This is a genomic window from Daejeonella sp. (genome assembly GCF_049655485.1).
Classification (GTDB): Bacteria; Bacteroidota; Bacteroidia; order Sphingobacteriales; family Sphingobacteriaceae; genus Daejeonella.
In genome coordinates this window covers 1-1,906 of record NZ_JBASJU010000312.1, presented here as the reverse complement: position 1 = coordinate 1,906, position 1,906 = coordinate 1, and the positions used below count along the sequence as shown (strand labels likewise).

The 1,906-nt window shown below is 39.9% G+C and carries 1 protein-coding gene and 1 pseudogene; both read left to right on the top strand.

Annotated features, from left to right (window positions below):
- A pseudogene (locus tag WBJ10_RS12705) lies at positions 1-325 on the top strand (hypothetical protein); the annotation flags it as partial.
- A 459-nt stretch (positions 326-784) separates the two neighbouring features.
- A partial coding sequence (locus WBJ10_RS12700; RefSeq protein ID WP_424290859.1) for a phage integrase SAM-like domain-containing protein occupies positions 785-1,906 on the top strand: 1,122 nt, incomplete at its 3' end.

Genomic DNA, 1,906 nt, shown 5'->3' with positions numbered 1-1,906 from the left:
GTCTCCTGGCGCAGCGCTGACTAGAAGCCTGGAGAAACTGGCTTTCGACGGTAAAGAAAGCCAAATTAACCATGGCCTGGAAAGAGGAAAGAAGTTTACCGTAAAGTTGTCAGCTGATGGACAAACTATGACTGTTAAATCAATTGTACACCTGGTGGTTGCCACTCCTTACAATATAAAGGTTCAGAAACAAGCATTTGTTTACGTAACAGAGGTTTGGAAGTTGAGCAATGGTGGCAAATCTATTTCTGTTCAGGCCAATGCAAAATCAACCTTATTCGGCGGCGAGCGTTCCTGGAAGACCGTATTCGATAAAGCCAGTTAGTATTAAAAACTTTTTTTGTATATCGAAATCAGGATTATTTGGTTCGAGAAGCGCCCAGTTGGGTTCTTATCAAAACTTGATTTCAAGCACACAAAGCCACTAATCGTTTCAAATCATCCATAAAGTGGTTCGAGAAACGCACAGTTGGGTGCACGAAACACTAGTTCATTCTAGTTCAAAACCCTGTAAACTATCTGATTTACAGGGTTTTTTGCTTTCTTTTAGTCTATATCAATTCATATCAATCTACCGTTCTGGTTACCAATCCGACTACCTGTTTTTAGTTTTATCTTTGAGGTAACACAAAACGCTGTAAGGGATTGAATGTCTTTTATTTACGGCCTAAAAAGTTAACAAAAATGGCCCTATTTTCAGGCTGTTTGTGTTACCTCTGTGTTACCTGTAATTGATCCAAAAAACGGGATGTATTGTATGAATTTAAGCTAAAAAAGCAATTTTATGAGAACATCACAGTCATTCGGAATCCATTTCACTATCAGAGCTGATAAAGTAAGAGATGGAAAAGCACCAGTTTATGCATGCGTTACGGTTAACAGGAAGCGCTGTTATATCGCATTGAAGCAGTTAGTAGAAGTTAAGAGCTGGGATAATGTCAAAGGAACGTTAAAGGGCAGCAGGGAAGAATTTAAAAGTATTAATCACTACTTGCATGAAGTTCGGATGGCCATCGGCACCTGCTACCAGCAACTAAGTTTAAAAGGCAGGATAGTTAATGCTGAAACCATCAAGGATGCCTTTTTAGGAACGGCAGAAGAAGTCCATACCTTAAGCAGTCTCTTTGAGTATCATAACGAAACCGCTGCCAGTACCTTGAAATGGAGCACGCTTAAACATTATTATGTAACCCAGCGGTATCTGGTTAAGTTTATTCAGAAGCAATTCAAAGCTGTCGATCTTTATTTAGATGAACTGGACTATAAATTCATTTATGATTTTGAGACGTTCCTTCGAAATCACAAACCCATAGACCACCAGAAGCCGATGAATAATAACGGGGTAATGAAACATATTATCCGCGTTAAAAAGATGGTTCACCTGGCTATCCGGCTGGAATGGATTTCTAAAGATCCGTTTGCTAATTATAAACTTAAAATTCTTAAAGTAAACCGGGAGCACCTATCTGAAAGGGAACTGGCTACCATGGAAAGCAAGGTCTTTGAGATTGACCGGATTGATATGATCCGGGATCTTTTTGTTTTCTGCTGTTATACCGGCCTAACTTATGTGGATGTTATCAATCTGAGGCATGATAATATTGTTGAAGCTTCTGACGGTGAGATGTGGGTCCGTACCTGCAGACAGAAAACGGATATTCCTGTTAATACTCCGCTTCTTCCTAAAGCAGTTGAAATCTTAAAGAAGTATAAAGGTAATTCAAGAGCAGCAATAACCAACACGGTTTTTCCGGTGGTCTCCAATCAGAAGGTTAATGCATACCTGAAAGAAATCGCTTCGATGTGTGGGATAACAAAGAATATCACCTTCCATTTGGCGAGACACACGTTTGCAACAACGGTTACGCTGTCTAATGGGGTGCCTATAGAGACGGTGAGTAAGATG